Source organism: Ornithinicoccus halotolerans, assembly GCF_009602535.1.
GTDB classification, from domain to species: Bacteria; Actinomycetota; Actinomycetes; order Actinomycetales; family Dermatophilaceae; genus Ornithinicoccus; species Ornithinicoccus halotolerans.
On the sequence record NZ_WIQI01000029.1, the window covers coordinates 1 to 17,037 of the forward strand.

Annotated in this window: 14 protein-coding genes and 1 tRNA gene; 10 read left to right on the forward strand and 5 right to left on the reverse strand. The window is 71.7% G+C overall.

Annotated features, from left to right (window positions below; all coding sequences use genetic code 11):
• Window positions 1-1,142: zinc-dependent metalloprotease (locus GFJ45_RS07385; RefSeq protein ID WP_153395716.1), on the reverse strand; the 1,142-nt coding region annotated here is incomplete at its 3' end.
• A 153-nt stretch (window positions 1,143-1,295) separates the two neighbouring features.
• On the opposite strand from GFJ45_RS07385, the gene GFJ45_RS07390 reads away from it, so the two are divergent.
• The 3 genes from GFJ45_RS07390 to GFJ45_RS07400 are packed head-to-tail and all read left to right on the forward strand — an operon-like array spanning window position 1,296 to window position 3,946.
• Window positions 1,296-2,339, forward strand: coding sequence for an NAD-dependent epimerase/dehydratase family protein (locus GFJ45_RS07390; protein ID WP_228386648.1), 1,044 nt, complete (start codon window positions 1,296-1,298; stop codon window positions 2,337-2,339).
• A gap of 45 nt (window positions 2,340-2,384) precedes the next feature.
• Window positions 2,385-2,813 (forward strand): molybdenum cofactor biosynthesis protein MoaE, encoded by a 429-nt coding sequence (locus tag GFJ45_RS07395; protein ID WP_153395720.1) that lies wholly within the window; start codon window positions 2,385-2,387, stop codon window positions 2,811-2,813.
• Window positions 2,810-3,946, forward strand: coding sequence for a YlbL family protein (locus tag GFJ45_RS07400; RefSeq protein WP_153395722.1), 1,137 nt, complete (start codon window positions 2,810-2,812; stop codon window positions 3,944-3,946). The genes GFJ45_RS07395 and GFJ45_RS07400 overlap by 4 nt, the downstream gene beginning before the upstream one ends.
• Before the next feature lie 32 nt (window positions 3,947-3,978).
• Here the strand turns inward: GFJ45_RS07400 and GFJ45_RS07405 are convergent, their stop codons facing one another.
• Window positions 3,979-4,515 carry a PPA1309 family protein gene (locus GFJ45_RS07405; RefSeq protein ID WP_153395723.1) on the reverse strand — a complete coding sequence of 179 codons (537 nt, stop codon included), beginning with the start codon at window positions 4,513-4,515 and terminating at the stop codon, window positions 3,979-3,981.
• Between the two features lie 299 nt (window positions 4,516-4,814).
• Here GFJ45_RS07405 and GFJ45_RS07410 point away from each other — a divergent pair, with 299 nt between their 5' ends.
• The 4 genes from GFJ45_RS07410 to GFJ45_RS07425 all read left to right on the forward strand — a co-directional run bounded on the left by GFJ45_RS07410 (window position 4,815) and on the right by GFJ45_RS07425 (window position 10,011).
• Window positions 4,815-7,805 carry a UPF0182 family membrane protein gene (locus tag GFJ45_RS07410; RefSeq protein WP_194288561.1) on the forward strand — a complete coding sequence of 997 codons (2,991 nt, stop codon included), beginning with the start codon at window positions 4,815-4,817 and terminating at the stop codon, window positions 7,803-7,805.
• 47 nt (window positions 7,806-7,852) lie between these two features.
• Window positions 7,853-7,926: transfer RNA gene (locus GFJ45_RS07415), tRNA-Met, on the forward strand.
• Between the two features lie 2 nt (window positions 7,927-7,928).
• Window positions 7,929-9,182, forward strand: coding sequence for an RHS repeat-associated core domain-containing protein (locus GFJ45_RS07420; RefSeq protein WP_153395725.1), 1,254 nt, complete (start codon window positions 7,929-7,931; stop codon window positions 9,180-9,182).
• A gap of 4 nt (window positions 9,183-9,186) precedes the next feature.
• Window positions 9,187-10,011, forward strand: coding sequence for a DUF7668 domain-containing protein (locus tag GFJ45_RS07425; RefSeq protein ID WP_153395727.1), 825 nt, complete (start codon window positions 9,187-9,189; stop codon window positions 10,009-10,011).
• Between the two features lie 330 nt (window positions 10,012-10,341).
• On the opposite strand, the gene GFJ45_RS07430 is transcribed toward GFJ45_RS07425, so the two are convergent.
• Entirely contained in the window at window positions 10,342-10,773 is a 432-nt protein-coding gene (locus GFJ45_RS07430; RefSeq protein WP_153395729.1) for a hypothetical protein, read from the reverse strand.
• Between the two features lie 248 nt (window positions 10,774-11,021).
• On the opposite strand from GFJ45_RS07430, the gene GFJ45_RS07435 reads away from it, so the two are divergent.
• Window positions 11,022-11,342, forward strand: coding sequence for a hypothetical protein (locus GFJ45_RS07435; protein WP_153395731.1), 321 nt, complete (start codon window positions 11,022-11,024; stop codon window positions 11,340-11,342).
• 225 nt (window positions 11,343-11,567) lie between these two features.
• Here GFJ45_RS07435 and GFJ45_RS07440 read toward each other — a convergent pair whose 3' ends face one another.
• Entirely contained in the window at window positions 11,568-12,425 is an 858-nt protein-coding gene (locus GFJ45_RS07440) for a hypothetical protein (RefSeq protein ID WP_153395733.1), read from the reverse strand.
• Window positions 12,426-13,068: 643 nt separating this feature from the next.
• Here GFJ45_RS07440 and GFJ45_RS07445 point away from each other — a divergent pair.
• Window positions 13,069-13,860 (forward strand): helix-turn-helix transcriptional regulator, encoded by a 792-nt coding sequence (locus tag GFJ45_RS07445; protein WP_153395735.1) that lies wholly within the window; start codon window positions 13,069-13,071, stop codon window positions 13,858-13,860.
• 726 nt (window positions 13,861-14,586) lie between these two features.
• Window positions 14,587-15,273 carry a hypothetical protein gene (locus GFJ45_RS07450; protein WP_194288563.1) on the forward strand — a complete coding sequence of 229 codons (687 nt, stop codon included), beginning with the start codon at window positions 14,587-14,589 and terminating at the stop codon, window positions 15,271-15,273.
• A 509-nt stretch (window positions 15,274-15,782) separates the two neighbouring features.
• On the opposite strand, the gene GFJ45_RS07455 is transcribed toward GFJ45_RS07450, so the two are convergent.
• Complete coding sequence (locus GFJ45_RS07455) at window positions 15,783-16,721, reverse strand: laminin G domain-containing protein (RefSeq protein ID WP_153395739.1); 939 nt, start codon at window positions 16,719-16,721, stop codon at window positions 15,783-15,785.
• Window positions 16,722-17,037: the final 316 nt, after the last annotated feature.

The window sequence follows — 17,037 nt, forward strand, 5'->3', positions numbered from 1 at the left end:
CCCCCGGTGGCGCGCCGGCGGCGCACCGCCTCGGCGAGGGCGCCGGTGCTCGGCAGGTGCGGCGCGGCAGCGCGCTCGCTCACCAGGTCCACCCACCCCTCGACCAGCGCCAGGTAGGTCTCCAGCCGGTTCACGGCGGAGCGCTGCGCGGCGCTCGGCTCCGGGGAGAACAGCGAGCCGGAGAGCGCCTCCTGCATCGCCTGCGGGTCCTGCGGGTCGAGGGTGCGCATCGCCTCCTCGATCCCGGCCGTGTTGAAGGTGATGTCGCGGGCGTAGTCCTCCACCGCGGTGAGCAGCTGGGGGCCCAGCCAGGGGACGCCGGCGAACAGCCGGACGCGGGCGGCCTCCCGGACGGCGAGGTAGAGGTGCACCTCCCCGGCTTCCAGGCCCAGGCCATCGGCGAACTCGGCCACGTTGTGCGGCAGCAGCGCCACCGTCTCGCCGGGCAGCAGCGGCAGCCCGACCTCGGTGCCACTGACCGTCTCGCCCGCGAGCGTGCCGACCGCCTGGCCGACCTGGCCACCGAACATGGCGCTGCTCATCCGGCGCATCATCGGCTCCATCTGTCCGAGAAGCGCCGAGGGGTCCATGCCCGGCGGGAGCCCTGGGATGGCCGCCGCGGCCGGACCGCCCTCACCGAGCGCGCCCAGCTGCTCCTCCATGGCGCGGGTCATCGCGGCGCTCACCCCGGCGGCGACCGGCTCGGTGAGCCTGCGCCACACCGGCATGGTCTGCTCGACCCACTCCGCGCGGCTCAGCGCGCGGACCGGTCCCTCCGGGGGTGCCAGGTCGGTGACCTCGTCCAGCCAGAGGCTGGCCACCTGGACCACTGACTCGACGTCCTGCCGGGTCTTGTCCGGGACGCTGGGATCCCCGCCCTCGGCGACGACCCGACGCGCGGTGTCGGTGGCGAGCGTGACGTTGAGCGGCCCGTCGGCCTCGGTGCCGCCGGTCATCATCGCCTGCACCTGGGCCTGAACCATCTGCAGCATCGCCGGGTCCATCTTGTCCAGACCCATCGCCCGCATGCTCTCCCGCAGCTCGGGGGGCAGCTGCCCGCCGAAGAGCTGGGACAGCGGGTCCGGGCGCTCCTCGTCGTCGCCGTCTCCGGGCTCGCGGGACGGGGGGAACTGCTCGGACATGGTGCCTCCTCGGGACGGTGACGGCACGGGCTGCGCATCCTGCCGGTCTGGCTGACAGGATGGCCTCATCATCCCAACCACGTGGAGGTGGCCGTGAGTTCCCACTCGAGCCCGGTTCGCTCTCGGCGTAGTCCCGAGCCAGGGCCGCTGCGGGTGGCGGTCACCCGTGCCGCCTCCGAGTTCGCGGCCACCATCGCCCGCGAGATCGCCGCGTCCGGGGAACGGGTGGTCGGTCTGGACGCCCGCACCGGCGTGGCCGGTGACGTCGAGTGGCGGCTCACCGACATCGCCACCCCCGCCGTCGTGGACGCGCTGCAGGACGTGGACGTGGTCGTGCACGCCGCCTACGAGGCGGACCTGGGGGGCGCCCTCGAGGAGGGCCCGGAGGCGCGACGTACCCGGCTGGTGCGCGAGGTGCAGAGCCTGAGCACGGCCGCCGCGGCCGCCGGCGTGTCCCACCTGGTGGTCATCTCCAGCGCCATGGTCTACGGGGCCCGCCCGGAGAACCCGGTGCCGCTGCCGGAGGACAGCCCGCGCCGCGCCGATGACGCCGAGGGGCTGGTCGCCGACCTGCTCGAGGTGGAGTCGATCCTCGACACCGCGCGGCAGGTGCACCCAGGGCTGCGGATCACGTCGGTGCGGCCGGCAGCCCTGGTGGGCCCGGGCGTGGACACGATCATCACCCGTCACTTCGAGGCACCCCGGCTGCTGGCGCTGCGCGGTGGCAACCCGGCCTGGCAGTTCTGCCACGTGGAGGACCTGGCCCGGGCGATCGTGACGGTGCTGCACGAGTCGCTGCCGCCGGTCGTGGCCGTCGGTGCGCTCGACACCCTCACCCAGGCCGAGGTGGAGGAGATCGCCGGGATGCGCCGCGTCGAGCTCTCCGCTGCGGCCGCGCAGGGGGCGGCCGACCGGCTGCACCGGCTCGGGGTGCTCCCGCTCCCGGCCACCGACCTGGCCTACGTGTCACAGCCGTGGGCGGTCGCGCCGACCAGTCTGTCCCGCGTGGGCTGGTTCGCCGCGTACGACAACGCGACCGCGCTGAGCGTGCTGCTGGAGGGGGTGCGCGGGCACCGAGCCGTGATGGCTCGACGGCTGCAGCGGCGCGACGCCGCCCTCGGGGCCGGCGCGGCCAGCGCCGCCGTGGCGGCCGTGGCCACCGCCGCCCTGATGCGCCGTCGCCGTCGCCGCGGCTGAGGCCACGTGCAGCGACCGCTCAGGCCGATGGGTGAAGATGGCCCCATGCCGAGCGAGGGGACCCCGAGCGCACTGATCACCGGGGAGGAGCTGTCGCTGGACGCGGCCGTCGCCGCGGTCCGCGACCCGCGGGCCGGAGCGGTGGTGGTCTTCGCCGGCGTGGTCCGCGACCACGACGGGGGAAGGGACGGGGTGGTCCAGCTGGACTATTCGGCCCATCCTTCGGCGCCGGAGACCCTCGCCGGCCTGGTCGCCCGGGTGGCGGGGCAGGACGGGGTGATCGGGGCGGCGGCCCACCACCGCAGCGGCACGCTGCGCGTCGGTGACCTGGCCGTGGTCTGCGCGGTCTCGGCTGCCCACCGCGCGGCGGCGTTCGAGGCGTGCCGGGAGCTGATCGAGGAGCTGAAGCAGCAGGTGCCCATCTGGAAGGAGCAGCGGTTCGCCGACGGGACGCTGGAGTGGGTGGGCCTGTGAGCAGCCCGAGCGACGGGAGCGGCTACTACCGGGGGTTCCCGTCCCCCGCCCGGCGGCGCCGCCCGGCGCACACCGCGATCACCGGCCGCACGGCGGCCGCGCTGGTGACGGTCGTGGTGATCGTCACCGCGATCGCCCTGGCCAACCTGGTGACGGTGGCCAAGGTCGTCTACCGGCCGGGGCCGGTCTACAGCACGCTCGGCGAGATGGATGGCCACCCGGTCGTCAGCATCGAGGGCACTGAGACCTACCCGACCTCCGGCGCGCTGGACTTCACCACCGTGGTGCTCCACGGCGGGCCGCGCAGCGAGGTCACGGCCTGGGACTGGCTGCTGGCCGAGGTGGACCCCCGCGCCGAGGTGGTGCCGGAGGAGCAGGTGTACCCCCAGGACGTGACGGCCGAGCAGGTGCGGGAGCAGAACGCCGAGCTGATGGCGCACTCCCAGCAGGGGGCGGCGGTCGTGGCGCTGCGCGCCGCCGGTGAGGAGGTCAGCGAGAGCATCGTCGTGGCCCAGGTGATCGAGGACGCCCCCGCGGCCGGCGTGCTGCACGTCGACGACGTCATCACCGAGGTGGCGGGGGAGCCGGTCGCCGCTCCCACCGACGTCAGCGACGCGCTGCAGGCCTATGAGCCCGGCGAGCAGGTGGAGATGACCGTCGTCCGTGACGGCGAGCCCACCTCGCTGCAGGTGCCCACCGGCGAGGGCTCGGGCCAGACGGAGGGCCGCACCGTCGTCGGGGTCTACCTCGCCTCCGACTACGAGCTGCCGTACGAGATCACCATCGATGCCGGCAACGTGGGTGGGCCCTCGGCCGGGTTGATGTTCTCACTGGCGGTCTATGACCTGATCACGCCCGGGCAGCTGACCGGGGGCAAGGAGTTCGCCGGCACCGGCACCATGGCCCGGGCGGAGACCGGGGAAGTCGGCGGCATCAGCGGGATCCGGCAGAAGATGATCGGGGCGCGTGACGCGGGCGCCGAGTACTTCCTGGCCCCCGCGGACAACTGCGAGCAGGTCCGTGGCCACGAGCCGGACGGGCTGGAGGTCCTGAGGGTGGAGTCCTTCGAGCAGGCCCGTGACGTGGTTGAGGCGGTCGGCGCCGGCGAGGACGTGGAGCTGCCCCGCTGCTGACCCTCACCCGTGCCCGCCCGGCCGGCGCCGGCTCAGTCCGCCAGCGTCGCCCGCAGCGCGTGCACCAGGCCGGGAGCGATGTCCTCGCCGCGGGCCACCGCGTCGTCCCGGTCATGGTCCCGCTGCCGGAGCAGGCACACCGCCTCGCCGGTACGCAGCACCGCGGCGAGCAGTCGCACGTCCTTGCGGCCCGGGTGGGCCGCCAGCGCCTCGGTCGCCTCGGTGGGGTCATCGGGCAGGTCCCGCTCGGCCTCGGGCGGCACCACGATCCGCTCGATCGCCAGCGCGACCCCGTCCACCTCCGGCGGCCAGGCCATCCGGCCCAGCAGCGACTCCAGGTGCGCGGTGCGTGGCAGTCCCTCCTGCTCGATGCTGGTGAACCCCTCCGGGTGACCCCGGCGCAGCTGGTCGGCCAGCGCGGGTTCGCGCTCCACGAGGGTGGCGGTCCGCACGAGGGAGAACAACCGCGGCGGCTGGTCCCAGCCAGCCCGGGCGACGTGTCGCTCGGTGTCGGCGGCGGCGTCGGTGAGCACGCGGTCGAGGTCGGCGTCGGTCGGGTCGCTGGCCATGACCCAATCGTCGCACCTGCCCCCGGCCGCTCCTACCGGGCGGCTCCCGGGGACGGTGGGCCCAGACTTCGTCTATACGATGGTCGTCCGGACCACCGGCACCGGCGCCCGCCGCGGCGCGACGGGGGCCGGCCCCGGGGGCCGAGCACCGCGACGACAGGACCAGCGTGACCCAGCAGAACGAGCCCGACCCCGACCGCCCGGAAGGACGGCCCCACTCGCCGTTCGGGCCCCCGCCCACCGGGGCTCCGCGTCCCGGGGGGACTCCGCCCTCAGGGCGGCCGCCGACCCGTGGCGGCATGTTCGGCGGCGGCCGGATCGGGCCCACCGTGCTGGTGGTCATCGGCCTGCTGATGGCGGCCGGCTACCTGGCCACGCTGTGGACCGACCTGCTCTGGTTCACCGAGGCGGGGTACCGGCAGGTACTGACGACGAGGCTGCTCACCCAGGCGGCGTTGTTCGTCATCGCCGGCGGCCTGTCCGGCCTGCTGGTGTGGAGCTCCCTGTGGCTGGCGTACCGGCACCGGCCCGTCTACGCCCCGGCCAGCCCGGAGCAGGAGAACCTGGACCGGTACCGGGCCGCGCTGGAGCCGGTCCGGCGGCTGGTGTTCGTGGGCGTCCCGGTCGTGCTGGGGCTGTTCGCCGGGTCGGCAGGGGCCGCCCAGTGGCAGACGGTGCTGCTGTGGCTCAACCGGCAGCCGTTTGGCCAGACCGACCCGGAGTTCGGCATCGACATCGGCTTCTTCGTCTTCACGGTGCCGTGGCTGGAGGTCCTGGTCAGCTTCGCCACCCTCGTGCTGGGCCTGGCCGTCATCGCGGCGCTGCTGACCCACTACGTCTACGGCGGGCTGCAGCTGCAGGGGCCGGGACAGCGCACCACCCCGCAGGCGCGGGTCCATCTGGCGGTGCTGCTGGCACTGCTCATCGCGGTGCGGGGCGTGGCCTACTGGCTGGAGCGCTACACCCTGATGACCACGCAGCACGAGCGCATCACCGGCATGACCTACACCGACGTGAACGCGGTGCTGCCCACGCGCGGGGTGCTCGCCATCGCCGCGCTGCTCTGCGCGGCGTTCTTCGTGGCCACCATCTGGACCAAGGCCTGGCGGCTGCCGATCATCGGCCTGGTCGGCCTGGTGGTCATCGCGGTCGTGGTGGGCGGCATCTACCCCTCGCTGATCCAGTCGCTGCGGGTCCGGCCCTCCGAGGCCGCGCTGGAGGAGCCGTACATCCAGCGCGCCATCGACGCCACGCTGCAGGCCTACCAGCTCGAGGACTCCGAGGTGCAGCCGTACAACGCCGAGACCGAGGCAACACCGGGCCAGCTGCGCGACGACGCCGCCACCATCCCGGGCATCCGCATCGTGGACCCCTCGATCGTCTCGCCGACGTTCCGGCAGCTGCAGGGCGTCCGGAACTACTACCAGTTCCCCGACGCGCTCGACGTGGACCGCTACGAGCTCGACGGCGAGACCGTCGACACCGTCGTGGCCGTGCGCGAGCTCAACCTGGACGGCGTGTCCGAGGGACAGCGCAACTGGGTCAACGACCACACCGTGTACACCCACGGCTTCGGCCTGGTCGCGGCCTACGGCAACCAGCGCTCCAGCGGTGGCGAACCGATCTTCTACCAGCGCAACATCCCCCCGGAGGGCGAGCTGGGCGACTTCGAGCCGCGGATCTACTTCGGGGAGTACTCGCCGACCTACTCCATCGTCGGTGCGCCGGAGGATGCGACCCCCCAGGAACTGGACTACCCCGACAGCGAGTCGGAGACCGGTGAGACGCGGAACACCTACCAGGGCGACGGCGGCGTCCCGATCGGGTCGACGCTGCGCCAGCTGGCCTACGCGATCAAGTACCGCCAGGTCGAGATCCTGCTCTCGGAGCAGGTGAACTCCGAGTCCCAGATCCTGGACCACCGGGAGCCCCGGGAGCGCGTCGAGCGCGTCGCGCCGTGGCTGCGGCTGGACGGGAACCCCTACCCGGCGGTGGTGGGCGACCGGATCAAGTGGATCGTCGACGGCTACACCGTCACGGCGGAGTACCCGTACTCGCAGATGCAGCAGCTCGGTACCGTCACCACTGACGCGCTGGTCACCGGTGCGCAGAACGTGCGCTCGATCGGCGGGGGCGACGTGAACTACATCCGCAACTCGGTCAAGGCCACCGTGGACGCCTTCGACGGCTCGGTGGACCTGTACGCCTGGGACGAGGAGGACCCGATCCTGCAGGCGTGGTCGTCGGCCTTCGAGGGCACCGTCCAGCCGATGAGCGAGATCTCCGGCGAGCTGATGGGCCACCTGCGCTACCCGGAGGACATGTTCAAGGTGCAGCGCGAGATCATGTCGCGCTACCACGTGGAGAGCGCCGCGGCGTTCTTCGGCGGGCAGGACTTCTGGCAGGTCTCGGAGGACCCGAGCGCCTCCGGCGACAGCCAGGTGTCGATGCCGCCGTACTACCTGAGCATCGCCATGCCGGGTCAGGAGGAACCGACGTTCTCGTTGACGAGCACCTTCATCCCGCAGGGGGAGCGGCAGAACCTGGTCGGCTACATGGCGGTGGATGCCGATGCCGGGGACCAGTCCGGGCAGCGCCGGGACGGGTACGGGCAGGTCCGGATGCTGGAGCTGCCCCGTGACACCACCGTCATGGGACCGGGCCAGTTCCAGAACGAGATCGAGTCCAGCAACGTCAACTCCGAGGCGTTCTCCCCGACGCTGTCGCAGTTCCTGTCGCTGAACCGGCAGCAGGGCTCCAACGTCCAGATCGGCAACCTGCTGACGCTGCCGGTGGGCGGTGGCCTGCTCTACGTGGAGCCGGTCTACGTCAGTGCCGCCACGGGGTCCTCGTTCCCGCTGCAGCGGGTGGTCGTCGTGGCGTTCGGCAACGACCTGGCCTGGTCCGACACCCTCGACGGGGCGCTGGACGAGCTCTTCGGCGGCGACTCCGGTGCTACGGCCCCCGACGAGGGGACCGGTGCCGAGGAGCCGATTGACCCCGGCGAGGCGCCCGGCGGCCAGCCCGGGGACGACGGTGCACCAGCGGACGACGATGAGCAGACCGAGGAGCCCGGAGGGGAGCCCACCGGTGACCTGGCCGGCGCGATCGCCGACATCGAGGAGGCCTACCAGGACGGCAAGGAGGCGCTGCGCGAGGGCGACTGGAGCGGCTACGCCGAGGCTCAGGAGCGGCTGCAGGAGGCCATCGACCGGGCGATCCAGTCCCAGCCGGAGGGCTCGGTCAGCCTCCCGGGCGGGGACGACGCCGAGCAGACGGAGGCCCCCTAGCGCCGATTTGGCCTCGCGGTGGCGCTCGCGTACAGTGGAGGTGTCGCCGCGGGGTGGAGCAGTTCGGTAGCTCGCCGGGCTCATAACCCGGAGGTCGCAGGTTCAAATCCTGCCCCCGCTACTATGCAAGTCCGCGAACACGGACTTGCCGGAGGGCCCGCCAGGGAAACCTGGCGGGCCCTATCTGCGTATTCCCAGGTCAACGGCGTTTCCCGGCCCGCTGGCCGTCCGCGCCACCGGATCCGCGCAGTGGCCCGCCGACCGCTCTGCCATGCCAGCAGGCATGCCAGGGCCGGGCACCGCCCTGACAGTCACCCCCCTGTCACGCCCCGCCGACCAGCCACGACACCCTCGCCAGGGTGGACACGTACCTGCACACCGCGACCGGACCGCTCGCAGCGTCCGGTGAATCCACCTCCTACCTGCTCGGTGACGGTCTCGGCTCGGTCCGGGCCACCACCGACGCGGCCGGAGCGGTCACCGGGACCGCCACGTTCGACCCGTTCGGTGCCCGCACCGCCACGACCGGCAACCAGGCCGTGTTCGGCTTCACCGGGCAGGTCCAAGACGCCACCGGGCTCGTGCAACCTGCGCGCCTGCGACCTCGACCCGGCCACCGGCCGGTTCCTGTCCGTGGACCCGGTGCGCCCAGGCGCACCGGGCGTGGTCGGCTACAACCAGTACACCTACGTCGGAAACAACCCCACCACCTGGGACGACCCGACCGGCCAGCTGGTCGCCGGCGAGTACGCCTCCACGCTTCGCCTCGTCGCGGTCCCTGCGGCCGCGGCCACCGCCCGCTACTCCCTGGGCAAAGTCCTGGCGAGGATCTTCGCAGTGGTCGCCATCACGATGGTCACGCAGCGATCCAGCTCCTCCAGCAACCCCTCTTCCGACGGCACGCCGGCAAGGCCGCAACGTCCGCCGCGGACCGACCCGCCGCCCCTGCCGGAACCCGATGAGCACGAGACGCCGAAGCCCCCGACCACCACCACGGGCCAACGGGAATGCAACGCCCCCGTCGGAAAGGTCGGCACCCACCGCGAGCTGTCGAATGCCAACAAGGGCACCGGCCACCTGTGCAACGCCCACCACATCATCCAGCACGCAGCCGTCAACGGCTACATCCCCGGATACTCCTACGGCGACGCGTCCGCGATCATCGTCACCAAGCCCGACCACGAGAAGGCCAGCGACGTGCAGCGTCGCGCGGCGTGGCCGGGCCGTGGGACGTACGCCAAAGAAAGGCGCGTGGCGGTCGAGGCTCTCCTCGCCGCCAACATGGCACCGTGGCTTGATCGGGCTATGCGGCACACTGACGGATACTTCAGGGGCACCCTCGGTGTCACCGACCACACCCCGACGAGGAACTCCTAGGCCGATGAGCAACGAGCGCGGACAGGCAGGGGGGCCAACAGCCGCGGAGTTGGACAGCATGCTGCTCCCGCTGTCGATCGTCATGAACATGGCTGTGAGCCGAGATACCTTGGCCTTGGCCAATGGCAGTGACCTGCCCGAGGAGGCAATCGCCCGCGAGCTGGACGCCGTCGGCGCACCGCTGCGCCCGCCACCAGATCAGGTGCGGGACCAACGACTGGAGCGGGTCGACTTCGTCCCCGTCCCGGGGACCGACCCGCCCGACTATGAGGCAGTCGTCCCGATCTGGACCGACCGGGGGATGGCGAACCGGGGGATACGGGTCCGGTTCTTCCACACCGGCTTCGAGGACGTCTACCACTACCGGGTCCTCGGGTTCGAGGACGTCACCCCAACGCCGGACTGGGCCTCCCTCCCGCCGGGCCCGCCACCAGGCCCGCCCGCGCCACGCGATCCCCAACCATCACCGGGAGAGAACCCAGTACCGCAACGGTGGCGAGAACTGATCCGCGACGCGGTACACCGGCTGGTGATCGGTGACTACGAGGGGCTGCAGCGCGACGGGATCGTTTTCGACATCGACGATCCACGGCGGGACATGGTCAAGACCTGGATCGATGACTACCCCGACCGGCTCGTGGACCTGCCCGAAGAAGCCTGGGTGTGGTCGGGCCATGTGCCGCCCTACGCCGGCCCGGACGTGTACTCGGTGTGGCTCCACATGTGGACCGAACACCAGGGACTGAGCGACCTCGTCATGGAAGGCGAGGTCTACGACAACGGCGATGACGACATCCACGTCGTGCTAAACACCGTCCATGTCGCGTGAACCCAGCCCAGGGCAGCCGGGGCAGTATGGGAGCGGCAAACGCCGGCACGGACACAACCCCGGCTGCCGATGAAATACCCCGGGAATCGAGTCGCTGCTCCGATTCCGCCGGGCCGCTGACATGCACGATGGCCTGGCGCTGGCACGTGACGACGGCCCGTCTGGCTGGTCATCGGCCAGTCCGACGACTACGTCGTCAGCAGGGACCAGCTCGCCGGAGCCCCGTCCTGCGCGGCCGCAGCGTCCCGGCGGCGGGCAGGGCCGGCTCCAGTACAGCGGCGGACGCGGGAGGGCCTCCCCCGCGTCCGCCGCACGCTCGAGGGCGCCGGCTCAGCCGGCCGGCACGCAGAGCGGGTTGTCCTGGAAGTCCTGGACGGCCCGCGCCTGGTGGTTCCAGCACGCCACGACGGCCGGGTCACCACCCGCCTCGACGACCTCCACGGTGTGCGTCTCCGTCCCGTTGCCGGGGGCGAAGGTGTAGACCGTCAGCCCGCCGGGGTGCCACACGTCGACCGTCCAGGCCTGGCGCGGGTGGGACGCCGGGACGCCTTCCTCCAGCCACCCCTCCGCGCCGACCGCGCAGGTGGACACCCGCCTGTTGCCCTGCTCGCCGTTGTCCCACCACGTGCCTTCGACCTCGGCACAGTTGTTCGGGTTGGTCGCCGGCTGGAACTCCTCGTCGCCGGTCTCGTTCGCCAGCGCGGGCACGGCGGTCCCGAGAACCATCCCCGCCGCTGCCGCCACCGTCCACATTCGCTTCATCGCGTCTCCCGTGCTTCCAGCCCCCGCGGGGCCTCCTCCCGGGGGTGCGGTGCGCCGCCCCGGCCCCCGCGGTGAGCAGGTAGCAGAACACTGACGTAATCTTGACTAAAGCACAAGCATTCCTTGGGACTTTCTTGACCAATCTGTTCGATCACTGTCCAGTGACGGACGGCCGCCTGCAGCATCGACCGGAGACCGGCCCCGCAAGGTACTCCCGCTGCGCGTCGGTTTGCGGCCATACTCAGCCCATGGCCGACCAGCGCACCGCCACCAGCCACTCCACCTCGGCGACCGTCACCGGTCCGCGGCATCAGCTGGTGAACAACCCGGATGAGATCCTGCACCTGGTCTGCTGCCGCGACCCGGAGTGGAAGGTGGCGTTCTGCGGTGAGGACGGCGGCCACATCAACGTCACAGCCGAGACTCTGTGCACGATGTGCGTGGAGTACATCGAGGAACGCGTGCCGGGCTTCCTGGGAAGCGACGAGCGAGTCTGCCCGGTCGACTACCGGCAGTGCCCGGAGGAGCACCAGGTCAACCTGCGGATCCTGCGTGAGGTGAGTCCCTGACGCCGGTCAGCACGGAGCGCCGTGGTCAGACCTGGCCACGCCGGCCGGGACGGTCGGTCCGCACCGCCACCGCCGTCACCGCCTCGGCATGGTCGGCCTGCAGGTGGAGCCGTCCTCGGTCCAGTAGGCCTCCAATCGGCCCTGCCAGCGTGCGGGCTCCTTACTGCAGCTGCCCCCGACCCACCGGCCCGTGCGCGCCGACGGTGCTGGCCCTCTACCGCGACTTCACGGCTGGTCTACCTCCCTGGGTAGCCCAGCTGCGGGCCGTGCGTAACCAGGGCATCGCGGCCGGTGGAGCGCCAGTAGGAGGCCAGCGGTCAGGGTGGCGGCGATGAGGAGGCGGTGGTTCACGCTGCCGAGGGTGTGGGGGTGCATGGCCCAGGCGAGTGCGAGCGTTACCAGCGATGCCGCGAGTGTGATCTGGAAGAGGCGTTCGGCGGGGCGCCAAGTGGCGAGGAGGATCGCGGCGGCCGCGACGGTCAGGCCGAGGGCGCCTTGGACGGGCCAGTGGTGGAAGACGATGGTGGTGTCGTCGGGGGCGCCGGTGCGGGACTGGGTGAAGGCGATGGCGGCGTACCAGAGGGCGCCGGTGGTGATGACGGCTGTGAGTGCGCCGAGACCGGGGCTGGGGGCGTGCACCCGTGGGGACGTCCAGGTACGGCGGGCGGCGGGGAGGAGTGGTGCGGTGGTCAGCGTGAGGCTCGCCGCGGCAAGGAGCGGGCTGGCCTTGCCGCTCAGCGGTGCCGCTAGCAGCAGGGCGGCGGCAACGATGGCCAGCATCGCCAGCGCGGGCTGCAGCTGCTGGGGGCGGGCGGCGACGACGGCGTAGGGCAGCGCGACAAGGAAAGTGAACAGCACTCCCCAGCTGGCCTCGAGGCCCACTTCCCATCCGTCGCCGGACTGGGCGTAGAACATGACCTCCAGATCGATCAGCCCGAAACCGGGGAAGACGGACCAGAAGAGCACCATGACGGCGCACCAAATCCGGGCGGCGCGACCAAGAGTGGAAGCTGTGGAGTCGGGGCCGTGACCGGTGCCGGGCAACGTGGGGGTTCGGTTCTGGATGTGGATGTGGGTGCGCATCGTTCTCTCCTGGTGGACGTGACGCCGCAGCACGGTCTACGGCGCCCCCCGCATGGGTGTGCTGTATCGAAGCTAGCCGGGTCAGGAGGTGTCGTGCCGTCTACCCGCGTCCTGAGCCTCGCCAGGCACTGGAACCTCAGCGCGCTGCTGACCGCGGATGCAGGTGCAGCAACGCGCGCAACCGGGGCCAGGCGGTGCTCGGAGCCGCCGGCGAAGCGCCAAGCGTCGTGGGCCGGGACTCCTCAACCCGCCGGGCGGGGCCGCGGTCCCGCTCGCGGGTTGATAGGTACTCCGCGTCCCGGCGCGGGTGTCGGGACTGGGCCAGGTACATCAGTGTGGGGTCCATCGGGGTGCTCCTGTTCGGGAGCGCGCCAGGTGGTTAGGGGTGGTGCGGACCGGTCCGTCGGCGCTGCCGGGCCGGTCGTGGACGGGCACCTGCACGGGTAGGTGCCAACCGGTGCTGCCGTAGACCGCCGCCGGCTCCCGGGGGTGCCGGTGGTGGACGGGCTGGTTCCACTGTCGCGCCGCCGGGGCACACCGGGGTATACGCACACTCGCGTACGGGGCACCGAGGCCGCGGAAGGGCTCGCCTCTTGGCGCTCGGGGGTAGCGGTCGGCGCCGGACCGGGAGCACCCTGGTGGGATGGACGGCGCCGTGGCCGCCGACCATTGGCTGGACGTCACTGCCGAGCTGCTGCAGCGGCCACTGACACGGTTCCCGCACGAGCTGGTACAGCGCGAGCTGCGGGCCACCTTCGAGGTGCGCACCGTCTCCTGGAACTGGGCGGACGGGTCCACGATGGGTTTCCACCTCGACCCGCCGGTCGGGGGCTGGGGTCCCGGGCTCGTGCCGCTCGAGCACCGGTTTGCCTACTACCGGCATCCGCTCATCCAGTGGTTCGGTGCCACTGGGGATCCCAGGCCGCAGACGGTCGGGCGGGTGCCGACACAGATCAGTCCCGACCGGGACAAGGCTGCCGTCGCAGAGCTCCTCGCGCCGGTCGGTGCCGAGCAGCAGCTGTCGATGCCCTACGTGTTGCAGCCCGGAACGCACCGGGCGTTCGTGCTGGCGCGATCCGTCGACGACTTCTCCGATGCCGACTTGGTGTTGGCCGGGCGGCTGCAGCGGTTGTTCCAGGCGGTGCACGCGCAGGTGCGAGTGCTGGGCGCGATGTCGATGGTGAGCGTGGAGGAACTCCGGCGGGCCGGGCTGACCGGGCGGGAAGCCGCGGTCCTGGCGCTGGCCGCGCAGGGGCTGACTACCACGGCGATCGCCCATCGACTCGGGATGGCGCCCGGCACGGCCCGAAAGCACCTGGAGCACATCTACCGCAAGCTCGGTGTGAGTGGCCGGGTGGCGGCCGTCCAGGTCGCGGCCATGCTCGCTGCGGAGGGCATCGTTCTGGAGGCCGAAGCTCCGCTCCCCGCTCTCTGAGGCGTGGATCCGGGAGTTAACCTGTGGCCCGGCCGAGGAGTTCCTACCACGGGTCGTTTGGTGCAGCCGCCTGCAAGTGGTCGTTCCCGGGGGAGTCCACGATTCTCCGGGGCTTGTCGCTGTTGGCGTCCATGACCCAGATGTCCTTGTTCCAGCCGTGGAGGTCCGAGCTGGTGCCGTCCCAGGTGGGCGCCGGGCCCCGATCCTGGCGCCGACAAGGGACGGCGCCAGCCTCGAAGGCACCAGGCAGGTGAGCGACCAGACGAACGGCAGGGCGGCTACCAGCGACAGGAAAGAACGGCCCGCGCCACCACCACCGGTTGCGTCCCCTCCACCAGCAGCAGAGTTTCGGCCATCCACGGACCAATCGTCCCCGCGCCGGGAGGACCATCGTGGAAGGTGCCTCCGCCGGTCAGCTCCCACTGGACGCCATGGCGGTGCCGAGCACCGGTGCCGCCTCACGGACCCGATGCCAGCCAAGGGGGCCTTCGACGATGGCGCGCAACCGGCGCCGCCAGCGCACCCCCTCACTGCCGGCCAACTCCAAGGGAGGAGTCAACCGGGTGGAGGCAACTGGGCCGTCGGCGGCCTACGCCAGGCCCGCGGCGACGCTGCTGGCAGCAGTAGCCTTGTGTTGTGGGCGACTCGGTCGCTTCCCCTGGCCGTGCCTCCCCGGCACGTGCCACCACGGCAGAGGCCACCTCGAGGCGGACCACCGTGGAGTCGGTGGTGCGGACAGTCGCCGCAGCATCGGCCGCCGGCGCACTGCTGGGCCTGCTGGTCGGGGGAGTCGGCGGGCGATTGGCGATGGCACTGCTGGCGGCGCAGAACCCCGACAGCGCCGGGGCGCTCACCGACGATGGGTTCCCGATCGGCCAGTTCACCGTTGCCGGAACCATCCACCTGCTCGGCGGCACCCTGCAACTGGGCCTCCTTGCCGGGCTGGTTTACGTTGTCCTACGCGGGCTGCCCAGGGGTCCAAGATGGTTGCGCATCGCTGTACTCACCGCCCTCGGCACGGTCGCCTTCGGCGCGGTAGTGATCCAACCCGACGGGGTCGACTTCACCGCTCTTGGCCCCGAATGGCTGCCGGTCGCCCTGTTCCTCCTCATCCCGGCGGTTTTCGTGGTGCCGCTCTGTCTTCTGGTCGAGCGCTGGCTCGCAGCCGACTCTTGGTTCGCCACTGCACCCCTGCCCAAGACAGCCGCCGTGCTCCTAGTCTGGATCGCCTCAGGCCCCCTCCTCCTTCTTCTCGTTGCGGCACTCGCGACCGGCGTCCTCTGGCGTCAGATCGATGCCCGGACCTCCAAGGCCGCCAAGACCGGTCTGACCTGGACCGCTCGAGCGCTCGTGACCGCCATCGGGATCTGGGCGCTGATCGCCCTGGCCTCCGACATCCGCGCTGTCACATGAGGAGCTGCGCCCTGGCCGACTCGCGGTCCCGGCACCGTCCGGATGCCCAACACTCAGGGAGCCAGCCACTCATCGAAGGACAGGTGCATTGGTCTTGCGTGCCCGGCGCCTGGCGCGGATGTGGTCGACGGTGGCGATGACGCCTTGGCTGAAGGCGTCCATGTCGATCCCGGCGGTGAGGTAGCTGGCGGGTCGGGGTCGCCGTTGGGCGTGGTTTGGGGGTCGTAGTAGGCGTGCAGTGAAATGGGGTCGACGTCGTCGAAGCAGTGGTCCAGGACGGTTGCTTCCCACAGTTTGAAAGTGGGCATGTGCCGGTTGGGGCTGCCGCAGGCGACGAGCTCGGCAATGTGGTCGAGGAGTCTCATTGCCTTGGCGGTTTCCTGGGCGAGGCGGCCGTACTCGGGGGCGGTCTTGTCGCCGATCTGCCCCTAATGCGTTGACACGACGCAGACCTGACTGGTCCCCCGCCATCTCGCGTTGTCGCGGGCCCAGGCCTGATGGCCGCCGTGTCAGCGGATGACCAGCACGGGGTCGTAGACGATGCCGTTGAACTGGTCGACGGACCCCCAGGTGAGCGCCCCACGGCGGGTGAGCTTGCCCCCGACGGACAGCGGTGTGTTGCTGTCGTGCCAGGCCACGGAGCCGATGGGGCCGTGCCGGGTGGTCCGGGTGTGCACCTTGGAGCCGTTGGGGCGGTGCTCGACGACCACGAGCTCCACCCGGCTGTCCGTGCGCGAGCAGCGCACGCGGTACCACCGGTCATCGCGCACACTCACTGGAGACTTGACCAGCACAGCGCCGGCGGTGCCCTTGATGCGGCAGCTCAGCCGGGCGTTGTCGACCTGGATCTTGTACTGGCCTCGTTGCCCGTAGAGTCCGCGCTGGATCAGGTTGTCCCCGTCGTCGGTCGAGCTCCCTGAGGAGCGCCCGTCCTTGCGGAAGTCCGCGCCGAAGGTGAAGCTGGCGCGCCGGGGGGCCAGCGGGTCCCCGCTCCCGGTTGACCGCACCCGGACCACGGCCCGGGGTCCCTGCCTGGCCCAGGAGAAGGCGGGGAAGTCCATCGCCTTCTCCCCGGTGCGGGAGATTCCCACGCGGAGCCGCCCCCCGTTGGCGGTCACCACGTCGGTACGGATGGCGGCGGTGCCCATCTGGCGGGCGGCGGTGAGCACCGTGCCACGGCTCAGCCTGTCCGGGACGCGCAGCCGCACCACCGGTCCGGAGGCGCCGGTCGCCGCGAGGAGTGGGGGGGAGACCTGCAGGGAGTCCCGGCTCGCTGGCGCCGGGGCCCCTGCGTCGGTGCGGGTCGCGCCGGGGGCGGCGGCCGGGTGAGAGGCAGCGGTCTCGGAGCCGAGGGCGGCCGTCGGACCCCCGAGAGCACCGGCGGTGAGGGCGGCCACGGCCAGCCGCACGACACCGCCTCTGGCCAGTCGAGGAGCGGACAGCGTCACGGCGCCTCCTTGGGGTAGGGCAGGACCATAGCGCGGCGCCGCGCCGACCGCGCGCTGTCCGAGCGGTGGCCGCGGCGGGCCTCGCTGCCAGCAGCGGGAGGCTGGTGCGGGGGGTGGTGTCGGGTGGACGATGGGGTCGGAGAGGTGGAGGGCCATGGTCACGTCAACCGGGCGCCGACTGCGCGGCTTGGATGAGTTGTGGGACCTGCGTGAGGTCCTGAAGGAGTCGGGACCTGGCGTGGGCTTGCCGCTCCCGCTGCTGGAGGGGTTGCGGCGGCTGCTGGACGACGCCGTCGATCAGCTACCACGACCGAAC